At 73.4% G+C, this 25,409-nt stretch carries 28 protein-coding genes; 4 read left to right on the plus strand and 24 right to left on the minus strand.

Annotated features, from left to right (window positions below):
- Positions 1-61 precede the first annotated feature (61 nt).
- From ccsB to C8E97_RS33035, 3 genes are read right to left on the minus strand one after another with little or no spacing between them, the layout of a single operon-like run.
- Complete coding sequence (ccsB, locus tag C8E97_RS33025) at positions 62-1,009, minus strand: c-type cytochrome biogenesis protein CcsB (RefSeq protein ID WP_121010190.1); 948 nt, start codon at positions 1,007-1,009, stop codon at positions 62-64.
- The gene (gene resB / locus C8E97_RS33030; protein WP_121012873.1) at positions 1,009-2,496 is read right to left on the minus strand and encodes a cytochrome c biogenesis protein ResB; all 1,488 of its coding nucleotides are present in this window, start codon (positions 2,494-2,496) and stop codon (positions 1,009-1,011) included. The genes ccsB and resB overlap by 1 nt, the downstream gene beginning before the upstream one ends.
- Before the next feature lie 50 nt (positions 2,497-2,546).
- Complete coding sequence (locus tag C8E97_RS33035; RefSeq protein ID WP_121010193.1) at positions 2,547-3,326, minus strand: cytochrome c biogenesis CcdA family protein; 780 nt, start codon at positions 3,324-3,326, stop codon at positions 2,547-2,549.
- A 178-nt stretch (positions 3,327-3,504) separates the two neighbouring features.
- Between C8E97_RS33035 and C8E97_RS33040 the strand changes: the two genes are divergently transcribed.
- The gene (locus C8E97_RS33040) at positions 3,505-4,461 is read left to right on the plus strand and encodes a M64 family metallopeptidase (RefSeq protein ID WP_121010196.1); all 957 of its coding nucleotides are present in this window, start codon (positions 3,505-3,507) and stop codon (positions 4,459-4,461) included.
- A 397-nt stretch (positions 4,462-4,858) separates the two neighbouring features.
- On the opposite strand, the gene C8E97_RS33045 is transcribed toward C8E97_RS33040, so the two are convergent.
- The 20 genes from C8E97_RS33045 to C8E97_RS33135 form a co-directional block, all read right to left on the minus strand.
- On the minus strand, positions 4,859-5,428 hold the full coding sequence (locus tag C8E97_RS33045; protein ID WP_121010199.1) for a TlpA disulfide reductase family protein: 570 nt from the start codon (positions 5,426-5,428) through the stop codon (positions 4,859-4,861).
- On the minus strand, positions 5,425-6,072 hold the full coding sequence (locus C8E97_RS33050; RefSeq protein ID WP_121012875.1) for a histidine phosphatase family protein: 648 nt from the start codon (positions 6,070-6,072) through the stop codon (positions 5,425-5,427). The genes C8E97_RS33045 and C8E97_RS33050 overlap by 4 nt, the downstream gene beginning before the upstream one ends.
- 5 nt (positions 6,073-6,077) lie before the next feature.
- Complete coding sequence (hemL, locus tag C8E97_RS33055) at positions 6,078-7,367, minus strand: glutamate-1-semialdehyde 2,1-aminomutase (protein ID WP_211347179.1); 1,290 nt, start codon at positions 7,365-7,367, stop codon at positions 6,078-6,080.
- A gap of 11 nt (positions 7,368-7,378) precedes the next feature.
- Positions 7,379-7,708, minus strand: coding sequence for a hypothetical protein (locus C8E97_RS33060; RefSeq protein ID WP_147455297.1), 330 nt, complete (start codon positions 7,706-7,708; stop codon positions 7,379-7,381).
- Positions 7,709-7,735: 27 nt separating this feature from the next.
- A complete protein-coding gene (locus tag C8E97_RS33065) occupies positions 7,736-8,176 on the minus strand; it encodes a hypothetical protein (protein ID WP_121010205.1) in 441 nt (146 codons plus the stop codon).
- Entirely contained in the window at positions 8,176-8,703 is a 528-nt protein-coding gene (locus C8E97_RS33070) for a hypothetical protein (protein ID WP_121010208.1), read from the minus strand. The genes C8E97_RS33065 and C8E97_RS33070 overlap by 1 nt, the downstream gene beginning before the upstream one ends.
- The gene (locus C8E97_RS33075) at positions 8,700-9,317 is read right to left on the minus strand and encodes an LptF/LptG permease family protein (RefSeq protein WP_121010211.1); all 618 of its coding nucleotides are present in this window, start codon (positions 9,315-9,317) and stop codon (positions 8,700-8,702) included. The genes C8E97_RS33070 and C8E97_RS33075 overlap by 4 nt, the downstream gene beginning before the upstream one ends.
- A 22-nt stretch (positions 9,318-9,339) precedes the next feature.
- The gene (locus tag C8E97_RS33080) at positions 9,340-9,738 is read right to left on the minus strand and encodes a hypothetical protein (RefSeq protein ID WP_121010214.1); all 399 of its coding nucleotides are present in this window, start codon (positions 9,736-9,738) and stop codon (positions 9,340-9,342) included.
- Positions 9,735-10,280 (minus strand): hypothetical protein, encoded by a 546-nt coding sequence (locus C8E97_RS33085; protein ID WP_121010217.1) that lies wholly within the window; start codon positions 10,278-10,280, stop codon positions 9,735-9,737. The genes C8E97_RS33080 and C8E97_RS33085 overlap by 4 nt, the downstream gene beginning before the upstream one ends.
- Positions 10,281-10,393: 113 nt before the next feature.
- Entirely contained in the window at positions 10,394-10,603 is a 210-nt protein-coding gene (locus C8E97_RS34190) for a hypothetical protein (RefSeq protein WP_147455298.1), read from the minus strand.
- 122 nt (positions 10,604-10,725) lie between these two features.
- Positions 10,726-11,793, minus strand: coding sequence for a Crp/Fnr family transcriptional regulator (locus C8E97_RS33090; protein WP_121010220.1), 1,068 nt, complete (start codon positions 11,791-11,793; stop codon positions 10,726-10,728).
- Positions 11,794-12,025: 232 nt separating this feature from the next.
- Positions 12,026-12,670: a proline-rich domain-containing protein gene (locus C8E97_RS33095; RefSeq protein WP_121010223.1), complete on the minus strand. Its 645-nt coding sequence runs from the start codon at positions 12,668-12,670 to the stop codon at positions 12,026-12,028.
- Between the two features lie 42 nt (positions 12,671-12,712).
- Positions 12,713-13,237, minus strand: a complete 525-nt coding sequence (locus C8E97_RS33100) for a hypothetical protein (RefSeq protein WP_147455299.1) — start codon at positions 13,235-13,237, stop codon at positions 12,713-12,715.
- Complete coding sequence (gene hemB, locus C8E97_RS33105; protein WP_121010229.1) at positions 13,219-14,196, minus strand: porphobilinogen synthase; 978 nt, start codon at positions 14,194-14,196, stop codon at positions 13,219-13,221. The genes C8E97_RS33100 and hemB overlap by 19 nt, the downstream gene beginning before the upstream one ends.
- Positions 14,197-14,454: 258 nt before the next feature.
- Positions 14,455-15,987, minus strand: a complete 1,533-nt coding sequence (locus C8E97_RS33110; RefSeq protein WP_121010232.1) for a bifunctional uroporphyrinogen-III C-methyltransferase/uroporphyrinogen-III synthase — start codon at positions 15,985-15,987, stop codon at positions 14,455-14,457.
- A gap of 14 nt (positions 15,988-16,001) precedes the next feature.
- Positions 16,002-16,943, minus strand: a complete 942-nt coding sequence (gene hemC, locus C8E97_RS33115; protein WP_121010235.1) for a hydroxymethylbilane synthase — start codon at positions 16,941-16,943, stop codon at positions 16,002-16,004.
- Positions 16,940-18,262: a glutamyl-tRNA reductase gene (locus C8E97_RS33120; RefSeq protein ID WP_121010239.1), complete on the minus strand. Its 1,323-nt coding sequence runs from the start codon at positions 18,260-18,262 to the stop codon at positions 16,940-16,942. The genes hemC and C8E97_RS33120 overlap by 4 nt, the downstream gene beginning before the upstream one ends.
- A 70-nt stretch (positions 18,263-18,332) precedes the next feature.
- On the minus strand, positions 18,333-19,115 hold the full coding sequence (locus C8E97_RS33125) for a redox-sensing transcriptional repressor Rex (RefSeq protein ID WP_246019306.1): 783 nt from the start codon (positions 19,113-19,115) through the stop codon (positions 18,333-18,335).
- A gap of 429 nt (positions 19,116-19,544) precedes the next feature.
- Positions 19,545-19,784: a glutaredoxin family protein gene (locus C8E97_RS33130; protein WP_121010242.1), complete on the minus strand. Its 240-nt coding sequence runs from the start codon at positions 19,782-19,784 to the stop codon at positions 19,545-19,547.
- Between the two features lie 63 nt (positions 19,785-19,847).
- A complete protein-coding gene (locus C8E97_RS33135; protein ID WP_121010245.1) occupies positions 19,848-21,317 on the minus strand; it encodes an AMP-binding protein in 1,470 nt (489 codons plus the stop codon).
- Positions 21,318-21,487: 170 nt separating this feature from the next.
- On the opposite strand from C8E97_RS33135, the gene C8E97_RS33140 reads away from it, so the two are divergent.
- The 3 genes from C8E97_RS33140 to C8E97_RS33150 all read left to right on the plus strand — a co-directional run bounded on the left by C8E97_RS33140 (position 21,488) and on the right by C8E97_RS33150 (position 24,258).
- Positions 21,488-22,141 (plus strand): sigma-70 family RNA polymerase sigma factor, encoded by a 654-nt coding sequence (locus C8E97_RS33140; protein WP_121010248.1) that lies wholly within the window; start codon positions 21,488-21,490, stop codon positions 22,139-22,141.
- A gap of 88 nt (positions 22,142-22,229) precedes the next feature.
- Entirely contained in the window at positions 22,230-23,324 is a 1,095-nt protein-coding gene (locus tag C8E97_RS33145; RefSeq protein WP_147455300.1) for a DUF5667 domain-containing protein, read from the plus strand.
- Positions 23,325-23,364: 40 nt separating this feature from the next.
- Positions 23,365-24,258: an HAD family hydrolase gene (locus C8E97_RS33150; protein ID WP_121010254.1), complete on the plus strand. Its 894-nt coding sequence runs from the start codon at positions 23,365-23,367 to the stop codon at positions 24,256-24,258.
- Positions 24,259-24,313: 55 nt separating this feature from the next.
- Here the strand turns inward: C8E97_RS33150 and C8E97_RS33155 are convergent, their stop codons facing one another.
- The gene (locus C8E97_RS33155; RefSeq protein WP_121012881.1) at positions 24,314-25,408 is read right to left on the minus strand and encodes a lysophospholipid acyltransferase family protein; all 1,095 of its coding nucleotides are present in this window, start codon (positions 25,406-25,408) and stop codon (positions 24,314-24,316) included.
- Position 25,409 lies beyond the last annotated feature (1 nt).

Below are 25,409 nucleotides of genomic sequence, written 5' to 3' on the forward strand. Positions count from 1 at the left end.
CCCGACCACACGATTGCGACGGTAGTCGGCGGGCAGCGGTTCCACGACATTGGGTGGGTGTCTATTCGACGCCCGCGTAAGAGTGCAATCCCGTCGTGACCAGGTTGATGAAGAACAGGTTGAACACGGTGAGCGCGAAACCCAGCGTGTTCACCCAGGCGGCGGGACGCCCGCGCCACCCGGCGGTCGCCCGCGCGTGCAGGTACGCCGCGTACACGACCCACGCCACGAAGGACACCGTCTCCTTCGGGTCCCAGCCCCAGAACCGGCCCCACGCCGCCTCGGCCCAGATCGCGCCGCAGATGATCCCCAGCGTGAACAACGGGAACGCGAACACGGTGCCGCGGTAGGCCACGCGGTCCAGCACGTCGGTGTCCGGCAGCTTCGCGAACCGCGCCCGGCCCGAGGACTTCAGCAGGTACAGCACGCTGGCGACGCCGGGCAGCAGGAACAGCCCGCTGGACACCGAGATCACCGACACGTGCACCACGAGCCAGTACGACTGGAGGGCCGGCTGCACGGGCGCGGCCTCGGCGTACAGCACGGTGCCGCCGAGGAACATCAGGATGCCGATCGGCACCAGCACGAACCCGCCGAGCCTGCGCACGGGGAACAGGCGCGTCAGCACCAGCCACCCGACCACGGCGGCGAACGTCAGCAGCGCCGTGTACTCGTACATGTTGCCCCACGGCGCGCGTCCGGTCGCGACACCGCGCAGCACCAGGGAAGCGCCGTGCAGGACCACGCCGAGCAGCGTCATCGCCACGCCCATGCGGCCCAGCCGCTCGGCCCGCGACGGGCGCTCGCGCACCACCAGGCCGGGCCGCCACGTGCCGTCCTCCGCGGTGCCCGCGACCTGCGGACCCGACGCGACCAGCTCGCGCTCCCTGGCCTTGTGCTTGGTGAACGCCTGCTCGCACAGGTAGAGGACGGCGGCGATCACGTACACGGCGACGGCCGCGCCGTAGGTCCAGTCGCTGTACGTCGCCAGCGTCGTGTCGACCGGCATCAGCTCTCCTCCTTGAGCAGGTCGCGGGACAGTGCGGTGAACTCCTCGCCGTACCCGGCCTGGTCGGTGCGCGCGAGGCCGCCGACCTCGACAACCGTACGCCCGTCCTCCTGCGGCGTCGCCCGCACCCACACCCGCCGGCGCTTGACCGACAGCGACACGCCCAGGCCGAGCACCACCAGCACGGAGAACCCGAGCACCCACCCCTGGGTCGGGTCGTGCGACACCTGGAGCGACACCCAGTCGCGCACGCCGTCGAACCTGATGACGGTGCCGTCGTCGAGCGTGACGGACTCGTCCTTCCGCAGGTTCTTGCGGGCGACCTTGGCGAGCTTGCCCTCCTGCACCATCTTCCGGTCGATGGAGAAGATCGACTGGCCGCGCCCGGAGTCGGTGCCCAGGTCGCCGCGGTAGACGTCGATCGCCACCGCCGGGTCGCGGGCCTCGGGGAACGCCGAGTCGAGCAGCTCGCCCCGGAACACGGCGGTGGGCGCGAGCAGGCCGGTGATGGCGAGCTGGCTCGTGCGGCGCTGCTCGGGGTCGGTGACGCCCGGCGGGTCGAACTTGGTCGCGCCCTCGGAGGCCAGCGTCACCTCGTTCACCGGCCGCCACTGGATCGCGCCGGTGCGCGTGAGGCCGTTCGGGAAGGTCACGGTGAACAGCGGCGTGTAGCCGTGGCCGAGCAGGTAGACGCGGTCGCCGACGGTGCGCAGCGGGCTGTTGACCTCCAGCGGGTACGGCCGCCACGTGCCGCTCGCCAGGTCCGCGCCGGACTGGTGGCCGATGTCGGCCCGGAACGACTCCGCCTGGCCGTTGTGCAGGTAGGTGGCGTGGAAGTCGTCCACCTTCACGCAGAACTGGTTCAGGTCCGTGCCGTCGACGCGCAGGCCGGGGCGGAAGGAGTCGTAGTTGAACACCCCGGAGTTGCAGAACTGGCCGCCCTGCGACTGCACGATGACCTGGCCCTCGTAGCCGAACATCTTGCCCAGCGCGAACGCCACCAGCAGGCCGAGCAGCGAGAAGTGGAACACCAGGTTCCCGGTCTCGCGCAGGAAGCCGCGCTCGGCGCTGACCGTCCGCGCGCCGTCCGCCTCCGCGCGCTCGACCAGCCGCCAGCCCTTGAGGCGTCGACCGGCCCGCGCGACGACGGCCTCCGGCGTGAGCGCGAGTTCCGCCGCGGCGTGGTGCGGCATCCGGGCCAGGTTGCGCGGGGTGAGCACGGGCTTGGCCCGCATCTGCTTGAAGTACTCCCACGAGCGCGGCAGCAGGCAGCCCACCAGCGACACGAACAGCAGCACGTAGACCGCGGAGAACCAGTAGCTGGCGTAGACGTCGTAGAACTGGAGCCGGTCGAGGAAGCGACCCCACCAGCCGTTCTCGGCGATGAACTCGGTGACCTTCTGCGCGTTCAGCGACCGCTGCGGCAGCAGCGCGCCGGGCAGCGCGCCCAGGGCGAGCAGGAACAGCAGGGTCAACGCCGTGCGCATGGCCGTGAGGCCGCGCCACGTGTTGCGCAGGAACGCCAGGGCCGCGCGCACTAGAGCGGCAGTTCCACGTCGGTGACCACGGCGTCGCGCAGCCAGAACACGAACTCGCCCCACAGGCCGGTCACCAGCGCCACGCCGACCGCGATCAGCAGCACGCCGCCGAACACCTGCACCCGGCGGACGTGGGACCGCAGCCACCCGGTGACCCGCACCGCCCACCGCGCGCCCAGCGCCATCAGCACGAACGGCACGCCGAGGCCCAGGCAGTAGGCCAGCACCAGGACCGCGCCGCGCGCGGTGGCCGAACCGACCTCCGTGCTGCGCGCCAGGGCCAGCACGCCGCCGAGCGTCGGCCCGACGCACGGCGTCCAACCCAGCGCGAACACCCCGCCCAGCAGGGGCGCGCCGATCAGGCCGCCGCGCGGCGTGCGGTGCAGGCGGACGTCCTTCTGGAGCGCCGGGACGAGGCCGATGAACACGAGGCCGAGCGCGATGGTGATCACGCCGCCGATGCGCTGGAACACGTCGGCCTCGAAGTAGAGGGTCGTGGACAGGCCCAGGACGACGAACGACGTCAGGACGAACACGATCGTGAAGCCCAGCACGAACAGCAACGCCGCGCCGGCGACCCGCCACCGCCCGGCCCTGCGGTCCTCGCCCGCCTCGACGGCAGGCGCCTCCGCGCCGACGAGGCCCGCCAGGTAGGCGAGGTAGCCGGGCACCAGGGGCACCACGCACGGGGAGGCGAACGAGAGCGCACCGGCGAGCACGGCCACGCCGGCGGCCAGCACGAGCGGGCCGGACAAGGCAAGCTCGGTGGTCGCGTTCACGACGAACAGCGTAGGTACGGCGTCCTGAGAGCCGCCCACCGGACTCCCTTAGGGGCGACCTGCGTCACTGCCGCGGATCGCGGCGTGACGGGCGGTTCCGGCGTAACCCGGTCCGGCGGTCGGCGGAACCCGACCTTCCACCCTTGCGGGTGAGTGACGCACTTCATAGCGTCACACCATGCGCGCACGCCGTCTGACGCTGCCGGTCCTGGTCGCCGCCCTCGTCGCCGCCACCGCGCCCGCGCCCGGCGGCGCGGCCGAGCCGCCCGTCGAGTGGCGGGAGGTGTTCTCGCCCGACGGCACCATCACCCGCACCGCCGTCCCGGTCGCGGCGGGCACCGCGGCGGTGCCGTCCGAGGTGGTCGCCGACGTCGTCCCGATCCAGCGGACCGGCCCTTCGGACCAGCGCTTCGACCTGGTGTTCGTCGGCGACGGCTACACCGCGTCCGAACTGGGCGCGTACCACGAGCACGCGGTGGGCAAGTGGAACGAGCTGGCCGCCGTCGAGCCCTTCAAGTCCTACCGGCAGTACTTCAACGTGTGGCGGGTCGACGTCGTGTCGAGGGAGTCCGGTGTGGACCACGACCCGGTCCTGGGCACCGCCAAGGACACCGCCCTCGACATGGGCTTCTGGTGCCAGGGCCGCGACCCGAGCACCGAGCGGCTGCTGTGCGTGGACCAGACCAAGGCGGGTCGATTCGGCGCGCTCGCGCCGGGGGCGGACCAGGTCGTCGCCCTGGGCAACACCGCCAAGTACGGCGGGGCGGGCGGCGGGGTCGCCACGGCGTCCGGGGCCAACGAGCAGGCGGGCCAGATCGTCGTGCACGAGCTCGGCCACTCCATCGGCGGGCTGGCCGACGAGTACGACTACCCGTACGACCGGTACACCGGCGCCGAGCCGTCGGAACCGAACGCGACGGCCGACCCGACCGGCGGGAAGTGGTCGGCCTACCTGGGCCGGGTCTCACCGGACGGCGGCACGGTCGGCGCTTACGAGGGCAGCCGGTATTACAAGCGCGGCCTGTACCGGCCAACGGAGAACTCGATCATGCGCACCCTGGGCCGCGAGTTCAACCTCATCGGCCGGGACGCCATGATCGCCGCCTTCAAGGAGGAAATCCCCGAACTCCGCTAAAACGCCCCATCTTCGAAGCTCTTCCATCCCCGCGGCTCGGAAGCCCTTCAAGTCTTTCTACGCAACGCCACCACAGCAGGGTGAGCACGCACCCAACGCGCCCGGAAGCCCAGCAAGTCTTGGACGGTCGTCGGGAACACCACGCACAACGACCACCCCATCGATCGGGTACAAATCCGCCGAACCGACAGGGGGTCGCGGCCACGCACCGGGTCACAACGATGGGGTGGTCCTGCTGCTTGGCGTCCCCGACGACCATCGAAGACCTGCGTACCCTCCGGTCACCCCGCCGCCGTGCTCACCCTGCTGTGGTCCCGCTGCTCCAAAGCACAGAAGGCAAGTCCCACTTCAGGGAGATCAAGAACCTACGCCTCGGCCTCTGCCTCAGTGGTCAGGCTCAGGTCTCGGCCGCGAGTTCCTTGACCAGCGGTTCCAGGTCCGACGCGATCACGCCGACCAGGAACGCCGCCGCCACCCGGTGCTGCTTGTCCAGCACGAAGGTCGAAGGCACGGTGTTCGGCGGCAGGCCCTTGAACACCAGCAGCGAACGACCCGACTCGTCATAGATCGACGGGTAGCCCAGCTTCCGGTTGCTCATGAAGTCGCGCGGCGCGTCGGCCGACGACTCCTTCACGCTCACGCCCAGCACCTGCACGCCCAGCGGGCCTGCCTCGTCCTGCACCTTCTGGAGTTCCGGCGCCTCGGTGCGGCACGGCGGGCACCAGGAGCCCCACAGGTTGACCACCACGACCTTGCCCGCGTAGTCGTCCAAGCTGATGGTCCTGCCCTCGTCCATCACCGAGGGACCGGTGAGGCCCTTCACGACCTTGCGCTGGTCGCCGTCGTAGCGGATGCGGACCTGGCCGGCGGGCGCGACGAGCTGGAACTCCGAGCCGGCCACCACCGCGTCGCCCCCGGTCGAGCAGCCCGCGACCACCAGCAGCAGCACGAGCAGGAGCCGCTTCATGCGCCGGTCACCCGTGGGCTGGTCGCGCCCGCCGGCTCGGTGTAGACGAGGCGCACCAGCTCCTCGCCCTCGAACACCAGGCTCGTCAGCGAGGCCAGCGAGCACTCCCGGCGGCGCGGGTCGTGCCACATGCGCTTGCCCTCCAGGAAGCGGCGCAGCGTCCAGATCGGCAGCTGGTGCGACACGCACACCGCCTCGTGGCCCTCGGCCGCCGCGCGGGCCCGCTGCACCGCGCCCAGCATCCGGTGCGCGATCTCCAGGTACGGCTCGCCCCAGGACGGCTGGAACGGGTTGACCAGCTTCGGCCAGTGCCTGGGCGAGCGCAGCGCCCCGTCGCCGACCGCGACCTTCAGGCCCTCGAACCGGTTGTCCGCCTCGATCAGCCGGTGGTCGGTGGCCAGCTCCAGCCGGTGCGAGTCGGCGATCGGCGCGGCCGTCTGCTGCGCCCGGTCCAGCGGTGACGCGACGACGTGCGCGATGTCGTGGTCGTTCAGGTGCTCGGCGACGATCAGCGCCTGCTTCTGGCCGCGCTCGGAGAGCTTGAAGCCGGGCAGCCGGCCGTACAGGATGCCGGTCGGGTTGTGCACCTCGCCGTGGCGGAGCAGGTGCACCACGGTCCGGCTGCCGCCGCCACCAGCGGAGATCCTCGTCACCTCGTCGCCTCCGCGGCCGCGCGGGCGGCGTGGGGCAGGGCGTCCGCGAGCACCGCGAAGTCCTCCTCGGTCATGGCGGCGTTGACGAACCACGCCTCGAACGCGCTCGGCGGCGGGTAGACGCCGCGCTCCAGCAGCGCGTGGAAGAACGGCGGGAAGCGCCAGGTCTGCGCGGCCTGCGCGCCCGCGTAGTCGGTGACCTCGTCCTCGGCGAAGAAGACGCTGACCAGGTTGCCCGCGTACTGCACGCGGTGCGGCACGCCCGCGTCGGTCAGGGCCGTGGTGAACAGCGCGCCGAGCCGGGACGCGTTGGCGTCCAGGGCGAGGTAGACGTCGTCGGTGGCGGCGCGCAGCGTCGCCAGGCCGGCCGCGACGGCGACGGGGTTCCCGGACAGCGTGCCCGCCTGGTAGACGGGGCCGGCGGGGGCCAGCCTGGCCATCACGTCGGCGCGCCCGCCGAACGCGGCGGCGGGCAGGCCGCCGGACATGACCTTGCCGAACGTGTAGAGGTCGCCCGGCACGTTCTCCAGGCCGAACCAGCCCGACCGGGACACGCGGAACCCGGTCATCACCTCGTCCATGATCAGCAGCGCGCCGTGGGCGTGGCACAGCTCGCGCAGCTCGGCGTTGTGCTTCGGGGCGACCGCGCCCATGTTGCCCGCCGCCGCCTCGGTGATCACGCACGCGATCTCGTCGGGGTGCTCGGCGAACGCGGCCCGCACGGCGTCGAGGTCGTTGTAGGGCAGCACGAGGGTGTCGGCGGCCTGCGCGCCGGTGACACCGGGCGAGGTGGGCAGGCCGAGGGTGGCGACGCCGGAGCCCGCCTGGGCGAGCAGCGCGTCCACGTGGCCGTGGTAGCAGCCCGCGAACTTGACCACCCTGCGCCGGCCGGTGAACCCGCGGGCGAGGCGGATCGCGCTCATCGTGGCCTCGGTGCCGGAGTTGACCAGCCGCACCTGCTCGACCGGCGCGACGCGGCCGATGATCTCCTCGGCCAGCTCGACCTCGCCCTCGGTCGGCGTGCCGAACGACAGCCCGTGGACGGCGGCCCGGCGGACGGCCTCCACGACCTCCGGGTGGGCGTGGCCGAGGATCATCGGCCCCCACGAGGACACCAGGTCCACGTACCGGTTGCCGTCGGCGTCCCACAGGTGCGGGCCCTCGCCGCGCACCATGAACCGGGGCGTGCCGCCGACCGAGTGGAAGGCGCGCACGGGCGAGTTGACGCCACCGGGGATCACCGCCGCCGCGCGCTCGAACAGTGCCTGGGATCGCGTGGAAGTCACGAGGTCCAGTCTCACACGTCCGGTTCGGCGCCCTGCTCCCGACCACGGGTCCCGACCGCGAGCAGGGTCTGCCGGGCGGCGTCGAGCAGCAGCGCGCCGGCCGCCGTGCCCAGCCCCACGGCGCCGCCGATCCAGTTGCCGAGGTACCGGGTGGACTCCAGCGGGGCGCGGCCGTCGACGGGGTAGCTGTACCGCAGCACGCCCCGGTGCCAGCACCAGACCGCGAGGGCGACCAGCGCCGCGGCGGCCAGCACCTCGCCGACCGCGACGAGGGCGCGGGCGGGCTGGTGCAACCGGGGCGCCGGTGTGGCGGGGGTGTCGACGGCGGGTGCAGCGCTCACGTGGTCAGCCTCTCACGGTCGCGCCGGTCACGACGCCTCGGGCGCGAGCAGCCGGTCGAGGGCCGCGCGCAGGGCGTCGGCGTCCCGCGCCCAGCCGAGGACCACCGTGCCGTCCACCAGCCGGATCGGCACGGGGTCGGCGCCGCGCGGCAGCGCCCAGCCGCCGCCGAGCACCCGCGCGCCCGCGCGCGGCTCCACACCGGACACCTCGGCGATGTCGCGCAGCGGCAGCTCCTCGCGGCCCTGGTGCAGCGCGACCGGCGTCAGGCGCACCCCGTGGACCCGCCGCCTGCCCTGCACCCACAGGGCGCTCGGCACGAACAGCGCCACGGCCACGAGCAGCCACAACGTGGGCCACGCGGCGCCGGTCAGCGCCTCCACGCCGAACCCGAGCAGCGCGAACAGCGGTCCCCACAGCAGCGGCCACCAGGACGCGCCGGGTTCGGCGTACAGGACTGGTTGGTCCACTAGCCGGGGCTCCCCGCGAAGTGGTGCCGCGTGCCCGGCAGGAAGCTCAGCACGGCCGCCGCCGCGGGCAGCACCAGGCGCAGCACGATGACCGCCCAGGACGCGGGCTCGGCGGTGCCGTCCCGCGCCGCGAGGACCACCGCCGCCACCGCCAGGATGCCGACCACCAGGTGCCCGCCGCACAGCGCGATCCGCGCGGTGTGGTCGCCGCCCAGGAAGGCGATCGCGCCGCACACCCCGCCGACGGCCAGGCAGCCGGTGCCGAACAGCGTCATCACCCCGCCGAACGTGCCGAGCGAGCCGTCCTCCGCGAGCGCCCGCACCACGGTTCCGAGCGGCCACGCCAGGGCCGCGAGCAGCCAGCACACGAACGCCGCGAACACCGCGCCGGGCCGCTTGAACGCCGTCGTGCGCTGGTCGACGCCCCGCATCCCGCCCGGGTAGCCGACGGGTTGCCGCGCCCCCGGCCGCGGCAGGTCCACCGGCCGCAGGGGCTGCTCGAACGGGTCGAACGGCTGCTGGGTCACCGGGAGCGCACCGCCCTCACGTGGTGGTTCGACGCGGGGAGGAACATCGCCACGAAGCCCGCGACGACCGACACCAGGAACAGCGCGACCCAGGCGAGGCCGACCGGCGAGGGCACGTACGGCGCGACCCCCGACGTGAAGCTGATCAGCATGAACAGCCCGAACAGCAGCGCCGGGACGCCCAGCGCCGCGAGCAGCACGCGCGCCCAGTCGCGGCCGGAGCGCAGCTTCAGCGCCGCGAGCACGAACGGCACCGCGAGCACGGCGAACCCGAGCCCGAACAGCACCGGCGTGAACCGCGCGCCGAACTCGGCCTCGGTCCGCGTCAGCGGTTCCGGGTCGTCCCTCGACCCGTTGTACAGCTCGTCGGCGAACGCGTCGCCGCCGGCGAAGAACAGGGCGGGCAGCCCGAAGACCACCAGCACCGCGCCCGCGAGCCAGGACCAGGACGCGGTCGTCAGCGCGAGCGGCCGGGGCGGCGGCAGCGCGCGGGGATCCACCGCGGGCATCGGTAGGCCGGGGTGGCCGGCGTAGCCGGGCGGCGTCGGCGCGCTCGTCTGCCCCGGCAGTCGGACGTGGTGGAACGGCGAGGCGAACGGGTCCGGCTCGGACATGGCGGTTCTCCGGTGGGGGAAGCTAGTGCTGCTTCACCCACTGTGCCGTACCGCGCCGCCAGGTGAACACCAGTCCGATGGCGATGAGCACCACCACGACCAGGTTCGGCCCGGCGGAGCGGGTCAGCAGGAGCCACAGCACGTGCACCGCGGCGACCGCGGTGAGCGCGTGCCGCGCCCACCGCCCGCGCCGCCACAGGGTCCGGGCGAGCAGCGCGTAGGCGACCCCGAACACCGCGGCGACCACCGTCAGGCGCACCAGCAGCGCCGTCACGTCCGAGGCGGGCAACCCGTCGCGGACGGCGGCCTCGTCCAGCGCGGCCCGCCGCGCCCACGGGTAGGCCGCGGCGAGCACGCCGAACACCCCGAGCGCGCACCACAGCGCCACCGCCGCCCGGACGGACGGCGCGGGTCCGGTCACCCGGCCCGCTTCACCGCGTCGAAGTACGCCTTCGAGTTGGGCAGGTACAGCAGCACGACGGCGACGACGCTGATCAGGGACGTGAACAGGCCGGAGACCGAAGCGCCGAACAGGGTGGACAGCAGCCCGAGCGCGGTCAGCACGGTCAGCACGACCCGAGCCCAGTTCCGCCCGGCCCGCGCCTTGAACGCGAACAGCACGTAGAGCCCGGCGAACACGACGCCGAGGACGACCGCGAACAGCACCGACGTGGTGACGGCCGCGTCGAACTGCTCGGGCGACAGCTCGGAGGCGTTCGGCTGCCGGCGCAGCACGTCGGCGATCTCGTCGCGCTGCGTCAGCGCGTACAGCGAGCCCACCACCGACAGCACGGCGCCCGCGATCCAGATCCAGAAGGAGACGCGGACCTCCTTCGGCACCGGCAGCGCGTGGCCGCCGGGGTGCGCCGCGCCCTGGAGTTCGGACTCGCTCAGCGGAGGTGGCGGTGGGATGTGCGGCTGCTGCGGCTGCCGCGGGCCGTCGGGTTCCTGGGGGGTGGTCACATCGCGAAACGCTAGAACCACGCAAGGTCGCTGTCCACCGCGACAGGCGGCGACCGGCGACCTCGCGTGGCCGGTGTCACGCGCGCGTCAGCGGCGCGGCGTCACCGGTGGCGTCACCTGCGGCGACCGAGGTACCGGTCGACCGTCACCGCGGACGTGGCGAGCGCCGTCGCCGCGCCGACGGCGACCGCGAGGTCGACGCCGGAGGCGGCGGTGATGACGATCGCGATGACCGTGACGACGAGGACCACCACGCCGAGGCGTAACGGGACCGGCCAAGCGGCACAAGCGGACAGCGCGGAGCCGTCTGGGGAGCTGGACACGGGAGCAGCCACCTTTCGAGCGTCGACCCGGATGAGACTTCTGACGCGTCCCGGCGACGACCGGGCACGCCCACCGTTTGCAGGCGGTGGGGTTGCCGTGACCCGCGCGGCACCGGGGCACCTCATCTTGGCGCACTCCACGACCCCGTGGGAAGGGAAGTCGGGTCGAGCGGGTCCAGCCCGGCGGAAACGCGCAGGGCGTCCAGGTCGACCACGCACAGGTCGCGGTGCCTGTGGGCGACGACCCCCGCGGCGACGAGGTCGGCCAGCACCCTCTTCGCGGTGAGCCGGCTCGTACCCGCCAGGGAGGCCAGCTCGCCGGTGGTCAGCGGCACCCTGAGCACCCGGCGCCCGTCGACCTCCTCGCCGATCTGCGCCACCAGGGCGACCAGCACCCTGGCCAGCCGGCGTCCGGACGACAGGCTGACCTGGTCGCGACGCCCCTGCTCGGCGGTCCGCAGCCGGCCGGCGAGCTGCCGCGTCAGCTCCACCAGGACGTCGCCGCGCCGTTGCAGGAAGCCGTTCAGCTCCCCGCCGGGTATCAGCCTCGCGAGCACGTCGCCGCAGGTCACGACGGTCGCCGACCGGGGGCCTCCGTCCAGGGCGGACAGCTCGCCGACCAGGTCGCCGACGCCCTGGACCGCGACCAGCGCCCGGCGGCCCGCCTCGTCCGTGACGAGGACCTTGACGAAGCCCTCCAGCAGCAGCAGGGCGTGGGTGTCGACCGCGCCCTGCTGGATGACCTCGCGGTCCGGCGGGTAGCGCACGACCGAGCCGATGTTGAGCAGCTCCTGCCGCGGGCCGTCGGTCAGCCGGCCGAGCAGGCTGCCGACCGGCCACCCGGCGTCGTACCGGGGCAGCGACACCGTGTAGCCGAGCGCGGGCGCGGCGGCCGGTCGGGCCGGGCGCGGTCCGGGCGGGGCGACGGGGTTCTCCGTGTCCCGGCACCGCCGCCAGAGGGCGTGGAAGTGCTCGCGGTCGCCCTCCAGCGCCGTCACGAGGGCGTCCAGGGTGGCCCACCGGGGCGCGGTGGTCTCGGCCTGCCTGCGCAGCAGGCGGTGGACCGTGTCGTGGCTGATCCGCCCGCCGCTGCGGCGCGACACCACCCGCGTGCTCGGCTCGCCCGCCGTGCGGTGCAGGGAGCGCAGCTCGGTGTACAGCTCGTCCAAGGCGGCCGACGCGGAGCGCATCACGACCTCCGACCGTCAGATCGTGTCAGACCGAACGGTACACGGATGTGGGTGGACCGGAGCGATGTCCGTGCATAGTTACCAGTGCCGACCGAGTCTGTCGACCCGGATGAGCGTCGGTTCCGGCCCCCCGATTTGCAGCGGGGGGCCGACCCCTTCCACCGGGGCGGGCGACGCCGCCCCGACCTCCCGCCGCCCACCGCGGGCGGGTGGACGGCGGCCGGGCGGCCGGTCAGCTCGCCTTGAAGTAGTAGTTGGCGTCCGACTTGAACATGAAGACCAGCGCGCCGATGGTGATGACCAGCTGGACGACGCTGAGCAGCGCCTGGATCGCGCCGAGGAAGCCGATGCTGAACAGCAGGCCGATCGCGAACAGCCCGAAGAGGCCGCCCAGGATGCCCAGCGCGCCCAGCACGGTGAGGACGATGCGCGCCCAGTTCGCGCCGTTGCGCATCTGGAACACGACCACGATCCACAGCGCGAACAGCACCAGGCTGAAGATCGCGCTGCCGTAGGACGGCTCGGCCGACGCGACCAGCTGGGAGTCGACGTCGCGGCCCAGGATCTTCTCGGCCGTCGCCTTGGCGAGCGCCTCGGCGGTCAGGAAGCTGAAGATGGTCGACACGATGCCGACGCCCGCGCCGATCATCCACAGCAGGAACGCCGTGTCGACGGACTTGGGCCGCGCCGGGCGGTTCAGCTCACCCGGTGACAGCGGCGGCGCCTGGGGCGGGTAGCCCGGCTGCTGCGGGTAGCCCTGCTGGGGGTGACCCTGCTGCGGGTGCCCCTGCTGGGGATGGCCCGGCTGGAACTGGCCACCGGGCTGCTGCTGGTAGCCGCCCTGCTGGCCGTACGGGTCGTGAGGAGGAGTGGTCATGCGCGGACCGTATGAGCGCGAGCGGCCCGCGTCGACCGGAAATCACAATCCGTTAGCTACCTGTGGTGGTCCACCGCTGACAGCCCGCTGTGATCGGAAGTACCCGGAAACCGATGGCAGGTACATCAGCACCAGCGCCACCGAGTCGATGGCCATCGTGACGACGCCGAACACGACGTCCACCGGGCTGATGACCAGGTTGAACGCCGTCGCCAGGCCCGAGCCGACCGCGATCAGGCGCACCACGCCGAGGAAGATGCCGACCGAACCGAACACGGTCAGCACGATCCGCGCCCAGTTCCGCCCGCCCGCCATCCGGTTGGCCAGCAGCGCGTACACCAGGACCAGCAGCCCGCCCAGCAGCAGGCCGAACAGGACGCCGCCGGACACCGCCGCGTCCAGGTCGTCCTGGCTCAGCCCCGGCTGCTGCTCGCGCAGCTGGGTGATCAGCAGCTCCCGGTCGGCCAGCTGCACCAGGAACCGGCCGAGGCCGACCACCGCGCCGGCGATCCACAGCCGGCGCGACAGGTCGACCAGCCGCGGCGGGGTCACTCCCGGTCCAGCCACCGCGCCGCCTCCACCGCCCAGTAGGTGAGCACGATGTCCGCGCCCGCGCGCCGGATCGACGTCAGGGTCTCCAGCACGGTCCGCTCGCGCTCGATCCACCCGTTGCGGGCGGCGGCCTCGACCATCGCGTACTCGCCGGAGATCTGGTACGCCGCGACCGGCACGTCCGCGATCTCCCGCACGGCGCGGACCACGTCCAGGTACGGCAGGGCCGGCTTGACCATCACCACGTCCGCGCCCTCGGCGAGGTCCAGCTCGACCTCGCGCAGCGCCTCCCGCGCGTTGGCCGGGTCCTGCTGGTAGGTCTTGCGGTCGCCCTGGAGCTGCGACTCCACCGCTTCCCGGAACGGCCCGTACAGCGCGGACGAGTACTTCGCCGAGTAGGCCAGGATGCCGGTCCCGCTCAGCCCGGACTCGTCGAGCGCCTTGCGGATGAAGCCGATCTGGCCGTCCATCATGCCGCTCGGGCCGACCAGGTGCGCGCCCGCCTCGGCCTGCGCGACCGCCATCTCGCCGTAGACCTCCAGCGTGGCGTCGTTGTCCACCTCGCCGGTCGGGGTGAGCAGGCCGCAGTGGCCGTGGTCGGTGAACTCGTCCAGGCAGCAGTCCGACATCAGCACGGTGCTGTCGCCCAGCTCGGACCGCAGGTCGCGCAGGGCGGCGTTGAGGATGCCGTCCGGGTCGGTCGCGCCGGAGCCGACCGCGTCACGGGTGGCGGGCACGCCGAACAGCATGATGCCGCCGACACCGGCCTGCACGGCCTCCACGGCGGCCTTGCGCAGCGATTCACGGGTGTGCTGGACGACGCCGGGCATCGAGGCGATCCCGACCGGAGCCTCCGCGCCTTCCTTCACGAACATCGGCAGCACCAACTGCCGCGGGCGCACGGTGGTCTCGGCGACCAGGCGACGCATCGCGGGCGTGGTCCGCAACCGGCGAGGCCGATGGGCGGGGAACAAAGCGCCACTCCTCACTGTGTCCGATTGCCGCGACTCCGTCGCGGCGGGTGCGGTCGCCCGGAAGTCGGTCGTCCGCCGCGGGTTCCGCACTGTGTCCGATTGCCGCGACTCCGTCGCGGCGGGTGCGGTCGCCGGAAGTCGGTCGTCCGCCGCGGGTTCCGCGTCGATCGAAAAGCGTGATCGACGCGGAACCGGCACCGGACGACCGACGCGACCGCACCGGCGGGGGTGCCTGACCGCGGGCGGCCGACAATCCCCTCAGCTCCTGCGCAGGCGCTTGGTCTTGCGGGGCGGGGGCAGCGCGCCCTCCGCCCGCAGCCGGGCCGCGTGCTGGGCCAGCGCGTCCACCAGGGCGGGCACGTTGGCGTCCTCCGGCTGCACGTCGACCCGCAGGCCGAACTCGCGCGCCGTCTCGGCCGTCTGCGGCCCGATGCACGCGACGAGCGTGCGGGCGTGCGGCTTGCCCGCGATGCCGACCAGGTTCCGGACCGTGGACGACGAGGTGAAGCACACCGCGTCGAACCCGCCGGACTTGATCATCTCGCGGGTGTCGGCGGGCGGCGGCGCGGCGCGCACCGTGCGGTAGGCCGTCACGTCGTCGATCTCCCAGCCCCGGTCCCGCAGGCCCGCCGCCAGGGTCTCGGTGGCGATGTCGGCGCGCGGCAGCAGCACCCGGTCCACCGGGTCCAGGATGTCGTCGTACGGCGGGAAGTCGGCCAGCAGGCCCTCCGACGACTGCTCGCCGGACGGCACCAGCTCGGGGATGATCCCGAACGACCGCACCTTGGCCGCCGTCGACTCGCCGACGCAGGCGATCTTCACGCCGGAGAACGCCCGCGCGTCCAGCCCGAACTCGCGGAACTTCTCCCACACCGCGCGCACGGCGTTGGTCGAGGTGAACACCACCCACTGGTAGCGGCCGTCGACCAGGCCCTTGACCGAGCGCTCCATCTGCGCCGGGCTGCGCGGCGGCTCGACCGAGATGGTCGGCACCTCCACCGGGATCGCGCCGTGCGAGTGCAGCCGGTCGCTCATCGCGCCCGCCTGCTCCTTGGTGCGCGGCACGAGCACCCGCCACCCGTACAGGGCGCGCGACTCCCACCACGACAGCTTGGCGCGGCCGGCGACGGCGCTGCCGACCGTGACGACCAGCGGGCCGCCCAGGTCGCCCGCGTCGGCGGCCAGCGACGCCAGCGTGGTGTCCACGGTGCGCTGCCCGAACCCGGTGCCGTCGGCGGTCACCGCGACCGGGGTCTGCGGCGCGACGCCGTTCTCCACCAGCGAGGACGCGGCCTCGGCGAGGTGCCCGCCGGTGGCGTGCAGGACGAGCGTGCCGGGCGCGGAGGCCAGGCTCGCCCAGTCGGTGACGCCCCGGACGTCGGCCTCGGTGTGCACGGCGCCCAGCGCCACGCCCGCGTACGCGGGCACCGCGGTACCCGCCGGGACGCCCGGCACCACGTCGAACGCGATCGTCGTGCGGGAGACGGCGTGCGCCTCCTTCACCACGGAGTCCAGCGTCAGCGGGTCGCCCGCCACCAGCCGGACCACGGCGTGGCCGTTCTTCGCCTCGGCCACCAGGTCCTTCGCCACGTCGGCCGGGTCACCGACCGCGGGCCGCACCTCCACGCCGTCCGGGACGAGGGCGACCACCTCGGACGGCACGTCCGGGTCCGTCACCACCAGCTCCGCCTTGGCGAGCAGGTCACGGGCACGGCACGTGAGCAGGCCGGTGTCGCCGGGGCCGGAGCCCACGAAGGCGACGCGGCCGGGGGTCTTGCGTGCGCGGGTCATCAGGGCACTCCCCATCAACTACGCCCCTCCGACCGCGCTGCGGCGAGGCCGGAGAGGTCGAGCAACTCGACGGCCAGCGCGCGGCCGAGTTCCTCTGCTGCGGTCAAGTCACCGGTGGCGGACGCACGGAGGAGGTCGCCGTCCTCCGTCGCCATGACCCCGCGCAGGGACAGGCGGAGGACTGCCGCTCCCTGGTCGTCAAGGTCTTCCACCACATCGGCCAGTGCGCCGACCGGCGCGCTGCACCCCGCTTCGAGCCTGGCCAGCAAGGCCCGCTCGGCGGTGACAGCGGCCCTGCTGGCCGAATCGTCCAGAGTGGACTGGAGGAGGTGCTCGGTGTCGACGTCGTCGACCCGGCACTCCACAGCGAGCGCGCCCTGGGCGGGCGCGGGGAGCATCTGGATCGGCTCCAAGGTCTCGGTGATCTCACCCGCGCGGCCGAGCCGGGTGAGCCCGGCGCGGGCCAGCACGACGGCGTCCAGCTCGCCGTCGGTCACCTTGCGGATGCGGGTGTCGACGTTGCCGCGCAACGCGACGACCTCGATGCCCAGGCCCAGCGCCGCCAGCTGCGCCGCGCGGCGCGGCGAGCCGGTGCCGACCTTCGACCCGACGGGCAGCTCGCCCAGGGTCAGGCCGTCGCGGGCGACGAGCGCGTCGCGCGGGTCCTCGCGGGGCGGCACGGCGGCCGGCGCCAGGCGCGGGTCGCGCGCGGTGGGCAGGTCCTTGAACGAGTGGACGGCGACGTCGATCTCGCCGTTGGCCAGCGCGTCGCGCAGCGCCGAGGTGAACACCCCGATGCCGATCTCGGCGATCGGCGCGGACGACCGGTCACCGGGCGTGGAAATCGTCACGATTTCCACGTCGGCGCCGGCGGCGCGCAGCGCGTCGGCCACGTGACCGGTCTGCGCGAGTGCCAACGCACTGCCGCGCGTGCCGATCCTCAGGGTGCGGTTCACCGCTTCTCACCTTTGGTTCGCGTCGAATGGGGTGTGCTGACGGCGGCCGGCCCCTGCGGGTCGAGGCCGAACAGCTCGCGCAGCGCCTCGGCGTAGCCGTCGCCGCCCGGCGCGGCGGCCAGCTCCTTGACCCGCACCGTCGGCGTGTGCAGGAGCTTGTCGACCACGCGGCGCACGGTCTTGGCGAGCTCGTCGCGGACCGCGCCGTCGAGCGAGGGCAGCCGCGAGTCCAGCCGCAGCAGCTCCGCGTCCACGACCTCGGCGGCCCGCTTGCGCAGCGCCGTGACGGTGGGCGTGACCTCGGCCGAGCGCTGCCCGGCCAGGTAGGCGCGGACCTCCTCGGCCACGATCTCCGCCGCGCGCAGCGCGTCCTGGCCCGTGGGGGCGTCGGACAGCCTGCGCTGGAGGGTCTCCAGGTCGACCACGCGCACGCCGGACAGCAGCGCGGCGGCCGGGTCGACGTCCTTGGGCAGGCCCAGGTCGCACACGACCAGCGGGCGACCGGGCTCGCGGTCGCCGATCAGCTCCGCGCCCACCACGGTGTCCACCGAGCCGGTGCAGGCGAACAGCACGTCGGCCAGCGCGATCTCGGTCACCAGGTCCGCGAGGCCGGTGGACCGGGCGGTGACGCCGTCGGCCTCCAGGGCGGTCGCGAGCCGCGCGCCGTTGGCGGCGGTCCGGTTGGCGATCACGACCTCGCCGATGCCCGCGCGGCGCAGGTGCGCGGCGGCCAGGCCCCCCATCGAGCCCGCGCCCACGATCAGCGCCCGCCTGCCCGCGAGGCCGCCCAGCGCCTCGGCCGCGTCGGACAGCGCCTCGGACACCACGGACGCGCCCGCGTGGTCGATGCCGGTGTCGGTGTGCACCCGCTTCCCGACCCGCAGCGCCTGCTGGACCAGCTCGTGCAGGGTGCGGCCGACGACGCCCGCGCCGTCCGCGCGGTTGTACGCGGACCGCAGCTGACCCAGGATCTGGGCCTCGCCGACCACCATCGAGTCCAGGCCGCCCGCGACGGAGAACAGGTGTTCGACGGCGGCGGCCGAGTAGTGCACGTACAGGTGCTCGAACAGGTCGGAGGGCTCCGCGCCTGCCTGCCGGGCGAGCACCTCCACGACCTCGTTCATGCCGCCGTGGAACGTCTCGACGACCGCGTACACCTCGACCCGGTTGCAGGTCGAGAGCAGCACGGCCTCGGACACGCTCGGCGCCTTCAGCAGCTGGTCGAGCAGCTTGCCCGCGTCGGAGTCGGCGACGGCGACGCGCTCCAGCACGGGGACCGGTGTGGTGCGATGGGACAGCCCGACGACGAGGACGCTCATGCCCGCACCGCGCCCGTGGTCGGGCCGGCCGACGCGTCCAGCGGAGCCGTTCGGCTCACTACCCGCACGATCACGGGCGAATCACCACCCCGTCCACACCGACACCGTTGACGACGTCGCCGGCGGCCTCGTCAGCCCGTCGCGCGACGTGGAACGACAGGATCTGCATCTCGACCGCCAGGTCGACCTTCCGCACCTCGACGTAGTCCGGCACTTGGAGTACGACGGGTGCGAAGTTCAGGATGCACTGGACTCCGGCGGATACCAAACGGTCGCAGACGGCCTGGGCGGCCTGCGGCGGCGTCGCGATGACGCCGATCGAGACCTCGCGCTCGGCGCAGACGGACGTGATGTCGTCGATGTGGTTGACCGGTATGCCGCCTACCGGCACGCCGGTCAGGTCCGGGTCGATGTCGAACAGCGCGGCGACCGGGAAACCCCGGCTCGGGAACCCTCCGTAGTTCGCCAGCGCGTGACCAAGATTACCGATTCCGACGACCGCGACGGAGTGCTTCCGGGTGAGCCCGAGGATGCGCTCGATGTGGCTCACGAGCACCTCGACGTCGTACCCGACGCCCCGCGTGCCGTACGACCCGACGTAGGACAGGTCCTTGCGGAGCTTCGCCGAGTTGACCCCGGCCGCGCCCGCCAACTCCTCGCTGGAGATCGTCGTCACACCCTGCTCGACCATCCCGGACAGCACGCGCAGGTACACCGCGAGCCGGGCGACCGCCGCCTCGGGAATCGCCCGCGCCCGCTCCCGGACGTCGGCGGGCGACTCGGCGGACGGCTCGGCGGTCTTCCTCGGGGAGGCGGTCACGACCTCGTCACCCTCGCCCCGCCGACCCACCACGCTGGCTCTCCTCGACATCCGAAGCACTGACCCGCCGGGCACCGCCACCAGCGGAGTGACCCTCCCACCGTACCGCTTGTGAACGTATGCACAAAGTTGGACTGTGTTGGATTGGCGCGCCTCCGGCGCGCGGCTCGGCCGCCTGGGAGTCGGTGCGTCGCGGGTCGCTTTCGTCCGATCGAAGAGCGTGATCGGACGGAACCGAGCCGCGATGCACCGACGCGGCCTCGCGGCGCTGAGCGCGTGCGGTCCCACATCAAGTCCCCCCACGAGTGAAGAGGGGGCGACGGGGTGAGTGGATACCTCGGCTCGCCGCGCTCGCCATCGAGGGCGAGCGCGTCACACGGGGTCGATCTTGGATGGCTGACCGAAATCACTCGACTGTGGGACCGGGCCGGACCAGGAGGCGAGAGGCCCGGTCAGGGGGCCTCAGGCCAGGGCGGCGCGTAGGCGGTCTTCCTCTACCGACCAGTAGCCGTGTTCGTCGCCGTCGACCAGGATCACGGGCACGCGGTCGCCGTACTCCGCCCGCAACTCACGGTCGCCATCGACGTCGACGACCTCCCACGGCACGCCCAACTCCCCGCAGATCCGCTCCACGTCAGCCCGAGCCTGCTCACAGGCATGGCACTCGACCCGGCTCAACAACGTCACGCGATGGCTACTCACACCACGATTGTCCCGGCCGGGGGACAGACCCCGCACCGCACCACCTCGCCGAGCGCCGCGCACTCACCCCAGCGGCAACCGCAACCGCGCCCGCGCCAGCTTCCCCGTCGGCGAGTGCGGCAACGCGGAGGCGAACTCCACCACCGCCGGCACCTTGAACTTGGCCAACCGGTCGGCGCAGTGGTCCCGCACCGCGTCCTCCGTCAGCACCGCGCCCTCGTCGAGCACGATCACGACCTTCACCGACTCCCCGGCCCGCGGGTCCGGCACGCCGACCGCCGCCGCCTCCGCGACGCCGGCCAGCTCGCACACCACCTGCTCCACCTCGTGCGGGTACACGTTGAAGCCGTTGACGATGATCAGGTCGCCGGCCCGGTCCACCAGGTGGAGGTCGCCGTCCTCGTCGAGGTACCCGACGTCGCCGGTGCGGAACCAGCCGTCCGCGTCCGGCCCGTGCGCGCCGTCCGGCCAGTAGCCGCTGAACAGGTTGTCCCCGCGGGCGGCGACGAGCCCGGTGCCCGGCTCGTCCTCGTCCGGGTCGAGCGGACGGCCGTCGGTGTCGACCAGCCGCAGCTCGACGCCCGGCAGCGGCCAGCCGACCGAACCCGCCTTGGGCAGCCCGCCGACCAGGGTCGACGTCAGCACCGGCCCGGTCTCGGTCAGGCCGTAGCCCTCGTACACGGGCAGCCCGACGGCCTGCCGCATCGCGTCCAGCAGCCCGACCGCCAGCGGCGCGGCGCCCGAGGTGAACAGGCGCACGGTCGCGAGGTCCTCCCGCAGCCGCTGCACCGGCTGGGCGAGGATCGCCTGGTACATCGGCGGCACGCCGACCACCGCGGTCACGCGGTGCTCGCGGATGGCGGTCAGCGCGCCGTCGGGGTGGAACCGCTCCAGCAGCACGCCCGTCGCGCCCGCGCCGGCCACCTGGAGCAGCCCCGGCCCCAGCCCGTACACGTGGAACAGCGGCAGCGCGAGCAGCACCCGGTCGCCCGCCGTGACGGGCGCGGGCCGCAGCGCGCCGCACTGGTCGACGTTCGCCAGCAGCGCCCGGTGCGACAGCATCGCGCCGCGCGGCACCCCCGAGGTCCCGGACGTGTACCCGAGCACCGCCAGGTCCTCGCCCGCGCCGACCGCCTCGAACGGCTCGCCGGGCGCCAACACGGGCGGGCCCAGCACCTCGACGTCCGCACCCGCGCCCTCGCCGACCAGCAGCCGGGCGCCGCTGTCGGCGACCAGCCGCTGGAGTTCGCGGGCGGGCTGGCCGGGCCCGGCGGGCACCAGCACGCCGCCGGCGCGCAGCACGCCGAACACGGCCGCGCAGAACGCGACGCCGGTGGGCATCCGCACCACGACCCGGTCACCGGGTTCGACCCCCGCGTCCACCAACCGGTGCGCCTCGCGATCCACGAACGAGTCGAATTCGGCCCAGGTGTAACTATTCGCAGTCGTGACATCCACCAGTGCCACGTGCTTGGGTCCACGGTGCGCGGAGGCGCGAACCAGGTCGGCGACGTTGCGTGCGGAAGCGGTCAAGTCGACCTCCTGGGGAACGACAGCGGCCTCCGCGCAGTCTGTCACGCGTGGGCGGCGTCACGCAGTGCCTCCGAACGCGTCGCGGACTGGAGACCAGTTGCCGCTACCTACTACGGAGTAACAACACGTATGCTGCCCGGACGGCGACTCTGTGGAGGTGCCGCGAGCCGATGAGCGCCAGGGCACGCGAGAACACCGTCGGTACCAACCGGAGGCTCCGCGCGGTGTGGAGCACTGGAGGGCGGTCCAGCACGATCGAGAGCGTGGAGACCGACGCGGCGGGAGAGCCGTGGGACCTCGTGCGTGCCGCCCAGTCGGGCGACACGGACGCGTTCGGCGCGCTCTACGACCGGTACGTGGACGTGGTGTACCGGTACGTGCTGTTCCGGGTCGGTGACCGGACCCTCGCCGAGGACGTGACGAGCGAGACGTTCCTGCGCGCGCTGCGCAGCATCGGGTCCATCAGCTACCAGGGTCGGGACGTGGGCGCGTGGTTCGTCACGATCGCCCGCAACATCGTCTTCGACCACGTGAAGTCCAGCCGCTACCGGCTGGAGGTCACCACGGCCGAGCTGGCGGACAACCGCGAGGTCGCGAGCGGCCCGGAGCAGGAGGTGCTGACCGACGCGGCCAACGCCGAGCTGCTCCGCTGCGTGCGCCAACTGGGTGACGACCAGCGGGAGTGCATCACCCTCCGCTTCATCCAGGGCTTGTCCGTGGCGGAGACGGCCGCGAGGATGGGTCGCAACGAAGGCGCCATCAAGGCGCTGCAACACCGAGCGGTGCGCCGGCTCGCCCAACTGCTGCCCAACTGGCTACGGTGACCTCGACGCGCCGATCGCGCCCGCGTAACCCCGGCGCCTTCGGGTTCGTTACCCGGTTCAGGAGACCCTGACGAGTCGGTGCGGGATGGTGGGCAGAGGGATCACGCCGCTATGGCGTCACAGGCAGCGCGAGCAGTTCGCCCGCGCCGTCGACGCGCTGCCCGACGACACCGACCCGGAGTTCGCCGACGAGCTGGCCGTCGTCACCCTGCTGCGCGAGGCCGCGACGACGAGCGGCCCGGACGAGGCCGCCAGGGCGCGGATGCGGGAACGGGTGCTCGGCGCGAGCCCCCCGCCGCCCGCGGACCTCGACCGGAAGCGCCACCGCGGCGGGGCGCGCGGCCGGTTGGCGGTGGCCCTGGCCGCCGCGCTGTGCCTGGTGTTCTCGCTCGCCGGGATGAGCCTGCTGCTGTCCCGCGACGCCCTGCCCGGCGACGCGCTGTACGGCGTGAAGCGCTCCGCCGAGTCGGCCTCGCTCGGCCTGACCTTCGGCGAGGAGTCCAAGGGCTACAAGCGCCTGGAGTTCGCCTCGGCCCGCGTCTCGGAGATGGAGGTCCTGGCCGACCGGTACCGCGACTCCGGCGGCGGACCGCTGGGCGGCTACCTCACGGCGCTGGCCGACTTCGACGCCGACACCGCGGCCGGTTCCCGCGTGCTGGCCGCGCACGGTGCGGCGTCGGACCGGCGCGTGCTCGACGCGCTGCGGGACTGGGCGACGTCCCAGACCACCCGCCTGGGCGACCTGCGCGGCAGGCTGCCCGCCGACGCCGCCGGTCGCGCCGGCGGGTCGCTCGACCTGCTGGACCGCGTCGCGCGGCGGGCCGCCGACCTCGCGGCCCGCGCCGGCTGCGCCACCGCGACCGCGGGTGGGTTCGACCAGGTCGGCCCGCTGCCCGCGACCGGAGACTGCGCCGCGCCGCCGGTCGAGCCCGGCGCCTCCGCCACCGTCGTCCCGACCACACCGCCGCCCACGACCACCGCGGGCGGCGGCCCGCCGACCACGGCGCAGGCGACCACGTCCGCGACGGCGCCGCCCACCGGGGGCGGCACCACGCCCCGCACCTCGGACCCGGCCCTGCCGCCGCCGACGCCCGCGCCGTCGGTGACCGTCACACCGCCCCTCCCGCTGCCCACGCTGACGCTGCCGTCGCTGCCGCTGCCGCTGCCCGGTCTCGGCGGCTGATCGCTACCCTGTCCCCATCGGGACCGCGGGAGGCGCTGACGTGGTGAGAAGGCGTGTGGTGGAGGGCTCGGCCGAGCGGGAGAGGCTCGCCGAGCTGGCCGGTGCTGCCTCGGCCGAGGCCGCGCTGGCCACGCCCACCGTCGAGCCGTCGCCCGGTACGCCCACCGACCTGACCGCCGCCGCGTTCTTCGACGTGGACAACACGATGATGATGGGCGCGTCGATCTTCCACTTCGCGCGCGGCCTGGCGGCCCGGAAGTACTTCCGGAACTCCGACCTCGCGGGGTTCGCGTGGCAGCAGATCAAGTTCCGGGTCGGCGGCCGGGAGGACCCGCAGAGCGTCAAGGCGTCGCGCGAGCAGGCGCTGTCGTTCGTGGCGGGGCGCTCGGTGTCGGAGCTGATCAGCCTCGGCGAGGAGATCTACGACGAGCTGATGGCCGACAAGATCTGGACCGGGACGCAAGCGCTCGCGCAGATGCACCTCGACGCCGGCCAGCGCGTCTGGCTGGTCACCGCCACCCCGGTCGAGCTGGCGCAGATCATCGCCCGGCGGCTGGGGCTGACCGGCGCGCTGGGCACGGTGTCGGAGAGCGAGGAGGGCGTCTACACGGGCAAGCTCGTGGGCGACCTGCTGCACGGCCGGGCGAAGGCGCACGCGGTGCGGGCGCTGGCCGCCAAGGAGGGCCTGGACCTGCGGCGGTGCACGGCGTACTCCGACTCGGTGAACGACGTGCCGATGCTGTCGGTGGTGGGCACGGCGGTCGCCGTGAACCCCGACTCGGGGCTGCGCGACACGGCCCGCAAGCGGGGCTGGGAGATCCGCGACTTCCGCACGGGCCGCAAGGCGGCGCGGATCGGCGTCCCGTCGGTGCTGGGCGCGGGCGCGCTGGCGGGCGCGATCGCGGCCGGGATGGCGTACCGGAAGCGCGGCTGAGCGGCGCGCGGGAGCGCCCCCGGCGACGGGGCCGGTCCGGGGGCGTCGCCTGCGCTCAGCCCAGGAACACGTTCCGCCGCTGCGTCAGCAGCCGGTACAGGGTCTGCTGGATGGTCTCCCGCACCTGGTCGGTCAGGTTGAACACCAGCATCGGGTCGTCGGACGCGTGCTCGCCGTACCCGTCGGTCCGGATCGGCTCGCCGAACTCGATGTACCACTTCGACGGCAGCGGGATCACGCCCAGCGGTCCCAGCAGCGGGAAGAACGGCGTCACCGGGAAGTAGGGGAACCCGAACAGCCGTGCCAGCGCCTTCAGGTCGCCGATCTTCGGGTAGATCTCCTCCGCGCCCACGATCGAGCACGGGATGATCGGCACCCCCGTGTCCAGCGCCGCCGACACGAAGCCGCCTCGGCCGAAGCGCTGGAGCTTGTACCGGTCCTTGAAGGGCTTGCCGATGCCCTTGAAGCCCTCCGGCCACACGCCCACCAGCTCACCGGAGCGCAGCAGGCGTTCGGCGTCCGGGTTGCACGCCAGCGTCTGGCCGGACTTGCGGGCCAGCGCGCCCAGCACGGGCGTCCGGAACACCAGGTCCGCGCCGAGCATCCGCAGGTGCCGGTGGGCCGGGTGCTCCGCCCGCACGGCGTACGCGGTCATGGTGGCGTCCAGCGGCAGCGTGCCCGAGTGGTTCGCCACGATCAGCGCGCCGCCCTCGGCCGGCACGTTGTGCAGCCCGATCGCCTCCACGCGGAACCACTTCTCGTACAGCGGCTTCAGCGGCGGCATCAGGACGTGGTCGGTGAGGTCGGGGTCGAACCCGAACTCGTCGACCCGGTAGTCGCCCTGGAGCCGGCGGCGCGCGAAGGCCAGCAGCCCCGCCAGGCCCTCCTCCCGGCCCGAGCCGGCCGCCTCCCGACTTGGCCCGGCGTCGCCGGCGGCCTCCGACGCCACCGCCTCCCGACCCGTGACGCCGCGGTCCGCCGCGGTCGAGCCCGTCGTGTCCGGTCCTGCCGTGTCCCGGCCTGTCGCGCCCCGACCGGTCGCCTCCTGGCCGGTCGCGGCCTGCTCCCCCGCGACCTGCGCGGGAGCCGCGCGTCGCCGGGACGCGTCCCGGTCCGGTGCGCGCAGCGGGATCACCCGTGCCTCTGCCACG

This window comes from Saccharothrix australiensis (genome assembly GCF_003634935.1).
Classification (GTDB): domain Bacteria; phylum Actinomycetota; class Actinomycetes; order Mycobacteriales; family Pseudonocardiaceae; genus Actinosynnema; species Actinosynnema australiense.

What these genes read in the sequence shown, in the direction of transcription:
- C8E97_RS33045 (WP_121010199.1), bottom strand. Translation starts at nt 5,428, where the DNA reads ATGAAGCGGCTCCTGCTCGTGCTGCTGCTGGTGGTCGCGGGCTGCTCG.
- C8E97_RS33120 (WP_121010239.1), bottom strand. Translation starts at nt 18,262, where the DNA reads ATGAGCGTCCTCGTCGTCGGGCTGTCCCATCGCACCACACCGGTCCCC.
- resB (WP_121012873.1), bottom strand. Translation starts at nt 2,496, where the DNA reads ATGCGCACGGCGTTGACCCTGCTGTTCCTGCTCGCCCTGGGCGCGCTG.
- C8E97_RS33140 (WP_121010248.1), top strand. Translation starts at nt 21,488, where the DNA reads ATGAGCGCCAGGGCACGCGAGAACACCGTCGGTACCAACCGGAGGCTC.
- C8E97_RS33090 (WP_121010220.1), bottom strand. Translation starts at nt 11,793, where the DNA reads ATGCGCTCCGCGTCGGCCGCCTTGGACGAGCTGTACACCGAGCTGCGC.
- C8E97_RS33110 (WP_121010232.1), bottom strand. Translation starts at nt 15,987, where the DNA reads ATGACCCGCGCACGCAAGACCCCCGGCCGCGTCGCCTTCGTGGGCTCC.
- ccsB (WP_121010190.1), bottom strand. Translation starts at nt 1,009, where the DNA reads ATGCCGGTCGACACGACGCTGGCGACGTACAGCGACTGGACCTACGGC.
- C8E97_RS33040 (WP_121010196.1), top strand. Translation starts at nt 3,505, where the DNA reads ATGCGCGCACGCCGTCTGACGCTGCCGGTCCTGGTCGCCGCCCTCGTC.
- C8E97_RS33075 (WP_121010211.1), bottom strand. Translation starts at nt 9,317, where the DNA reads ATGTCCGAGCCGGACCCGTTCGCCTCGCCGTTCCACCACGTCCGACTG.
- C8E97_RS33095 (WP_121010223.1), bottom strand. Translation starts at nt 12,670, where the DNA reads ATGACCACTCCTCCTCACGACCCGTACGGCCAGCAGGGCGGCTACCAG.